This window comes from Flavobacterium soyangense, from assembly GCF_015277675.1.
GTDB lineage: Bacteria > Bacteroidota > Bacteroidia > Flavobacteriales > Flavobacteriaceae > Flavobacterium > Flavobacterium soyangense.
In genome coordinates, this window is sequence record NZ_JADHEC010000070.1 from 1 (window position 1) to 3,403 (window position 3,403).

The 3,403-nt window shown below is 32.9% G+C and carries 3 protein-coding genes; 2 read left to right on the forward strand and 1 reads right to left on the reverse strand.

Annotation, left to right across the window (positions count from 1 at the left end):
- The first annotated feature begins 180 nt into the window (after window positions 1-180).
- Complete coding sequence (locus IR213_RS15885; RefSeq protein ID WP_194313273.1) at window positions 181-1,128, forward strand: ABC transporter ATP-binding protein; 948 nt, start codon at window positions 181-183, stop codon at window positions 1,126-1,128.
- Between the two features lie 68 nt (window positions 1,129-1,196).
- Here IR213_RS15885 and IR213_RS15890 read toward each other — a convergent pair whose 3' ends face one another.
- Window positions 1,197-2,285 (reverse strand): M42 family metallopeptidase, encoded by a 1,089-nt coding sequence (locus IR213_RS15890; protein ID WP_194313274.1) that lies wholly within the window; start codon window positions 2,283-2,285, stop codon window positions 1,197-1,199.
- A gap of 84 nt (window positions 2,286-2,369) precedes the next feature.
- Between IR213_RS15890 and IR213_RS15895 the strand changes: the two genes are divergently transcribed.
- Window positions 2,370-3,047 carry a DUF4294 domain-containing protein gene (locus tag IR213_RS15895; protein ID WP_194313275.1) on the forward strand — a complete coding sequence of 226 codons (678 nt, stop codon included), beginning with the start codon at window positions 2,370-2,372 and terminating at the stop codon, window positions 3,045-3,047.
- The last annotated feature ends 356 nt before the right edge of the window (window positions 3,048-3,403 follow it).

Genomic DNA, 3,403 nt, shown 5'->3' on the forward strand with positions numbered 1-3,403 from the left:
TTTATTATATTTGACATGGATATTGTTTGTTTTGCGACTTCAAGATACTGAATTTCAGTGTCTTGAGCAATATCTAATTAATATTTTTTACTTCAAATAATTACACCCAACGGGTTACATTAAAATTATGAAGGGTTACTTTTAATAAACATTGTAAATTTGCGCCACAAAACAAAGAAGATGCTTATAATAAAAAATATTTCTTTTACTTACATTGAAAATCCCGTTATTCAGGAGGTTAGTTTTAAAATTACCAAAGGTCAAAATGTAGCTATCATTGGCGAAAGTGGTTGTGGAAAAAGTACGTTGTTGAAACTTTTATATGGTTTATATAATTTGGATAATGGCGAAATACTATATAATGAAAAGCCTATTTTAGGTCCAAAATACAATCTAATTCCCGGAGAAGATTATATCAAATATTTAGCGCAAGATTTTGATTTAATGCCTTATATAACTGTGGAAGAAAACGTTGGAAAATTTTTGTCTAATATCTATAAAGACAAGAAAATAGCCCGAATTCAAGAACTATTGGAAATGGTCGAAATGACCGAGTTTGCTAAAATAAAAGCAAAATACCTGAGTGGTGGACAACAGCAAAGAGTGGCTTTGGCAAGGGTTTTAGCCCTAGAACCCGAAATACTTTTATTAGATGAGCCATTTAGTCAAATTGATTCCTTTAGAAAAAATTCCTTGCGTCGCAATTTATTCAACTATTTCAAGAAAAAGCAAATCACATGCATCATTGCTACCCACGACAGTACGGAAGCGTTGTCCTTTTCAGATGAAACCATCGTTTTGCAAAACGGAAAATTAATTGCAAAAGGAAGTTCAAGACAACTCTATGAGAATCCGCCAAGTTATTATGTTGCTTCTCTTTTTGGTGAAGTAAATGAATTGAAACAGTCTCATTTTACGGATTTAAAAGACTCAGACGAAACGCTGTTATTGTATCCACATCAATTAAAAGTTGTTGATAAAGGAAAAATAAAAGCAACCGTAAAGCAGTGTTATTTTAAAGGAAGTCACTATTTGGTCAAAGCCGCTTTCGATAGAAAAGCTATTTTCTTTGAGCACCATTCGGAGTTAGAATTGAATCTGGAAGTGACTTTGTCTATTGCTCGATAGATTAGAAAAGAAAAATCCTTCTCTTTTTTTAAAAGAAAAGGATTTAAGTCTTTGGAATAATGCTTATTCTATTTAAAATAAGAAAACGTTTCGTTGTTTTCCATTTTTAATAGCGTTTCATAGATTAATTTTATTACGTTTTCAACATCATCACGATGTACCATTTCTACAGTTGTATGCATATATCGCAAAGGCAACGAAATCAAAGCTGATGCTACGCCGCCATTACTATACGCAAAAGCATCAGTATCGGTTCCTGTAACTCTTGAAGAAGCTAAACGTTGGAAAGGAATATCTTTCTCAGTGGCAGTATCTAAGATAAGTTCCCTCAAATTGTTTTGAACAGCTGGGGCATAAGTAATTACCGGCCCTTTTCCTATTTTTATTTCTCCTTCAATTTTCTTTTCAATCATTGGAGTTGTAGAATCGTGACAAACATCGGTAATGATAGCAACATTTGGTTTAATGGTTTTGGTAATCATTTCGGCGCCACGAAGTCCAACTTCTTCCTGAACAGAATTGGTTACATATAAACCAAAAGGAAGTTTTATCTTGTTTTCGTATAGTAAACGAGCCACTTCAGCAATCATAAATCCACCCATGCGATTATCAATGGCACGACAAACGAATTTGTTTTCGTTCAAGACCATAAATTCATCAGGATACGTAATTACACAACCTACGTGAACACCCAGTGCGTCAACTTCTTCTTTTTTAGAACAACCAATATCAATGAATAGGTTATCGATTTTTGGAGATTCTTCTTTACTGCGATTTCTAGTATGAATGGCTGGCCAGCCAAAAACTCCTTTCACTATTCCTTTTTTAGTGTGAATATTTACTCTTTTTGAAGGGGCAATTTGGTGATCAGAGCCACCATTTCTAATCACATAAATTAATCCATCATCAGTTATGTAATTTACATACCAGGAAATTTCATCGGCGTGACCTTCAATAATCACTTTATATGGAGCATCCGGATTGATAATCCCAACAGCTGACCCATAAGTATCCGTGATAAAAGTATCTACATAAGGTCTTATATAGTCCATCCAAAGTTTTTGGCCACTGCTTTCATAACCAGTTGGCGAAGCATTATTTAAATAGTTTTCTAAAAATGTAAGGGACGACTTTTTTAATATTGATTTTGAACTCATAAAATTAATTTTTGGCTAAATTATAAATTTGGCATTACAGTTGTATATATTATGTATAATTTTGTGACATAAATTTTTTATTAAATGAAGATTATTAAACTATCCTTGTTTTTCCTTTTTCTATCAATTGCAGCCAATGCGCAGGTAATTCAAAAAGACACAACCAAAATGGGTTATGTTCTATCAGAAAAAGATACCATATTTAAAGACACCATACAATTAGAAGAAATCGTAGTTTACAAAGGAAAATTAGACCCTGATGCCAAAAAACAATTTGAACTCCTTAAAAATCGAGTTTACAGAACCTATCCTTATGCAAAATTAGCATCCGAAAGATTAACAACTCTAAACAAAGGAATGGCAAGCCTCACCACAAATAAAGAAAAAAAGAAATATTTCAAGATTGTTGAAGATTACTTGTCCAATGAATTTGAAGACAAACTCAAAAAACTTTCACGCAAGCAAGGTCAGATTCTTGTAAAGTTAATCCACCGTCAAACCGGCACAACTACTTATGAGTTGGTAAAAAACCTAAAAAGCGGATGGAAAGCATTTTGGTCCAATTTAGCTGCCAAAATGTTTGACATTAACCTAAAAACTGAATATTCTCCTTACGAAGTCAATGAAGATTATTTGATAGAAACCATATTAGTAAGAGCCTTCGACTCCGGACGGTTAATCGAACAAAAACCAGCAAAACCAGTAGATTATAATAATCTCACTAATTTTTGGATAGAAAAAGCAGAAAAAACAAACAAATAATTTTTGGGGCGTTCCCTTAAATAAAGTAAAAAGGCTAGTATTAAACTAAATACTAGCCTTTTTACTTTATTTAAGGTCGGGCTATTCGCTGCAAGTCCTCGAAAGTTCCGTTTTACTTCACTTTACTGCGGGCTTTCCGCTGCTATCCCTAACGCAAATACCCAACTTAATTCATTATTCGTCTATTTTGATTCTCCTTTAAAAAAACTTTTGTTTCCAATCTACACGATTTCAACAACTTAAAAAATACTTCGAAAAAAGATTGAAAAAGTCATTGTTTAACTGAATAAACCAGCTACTTTTGCACCCGCAAACAAGTTCACCGAACTCAAATTAAAATATAATTATAGTGAGGT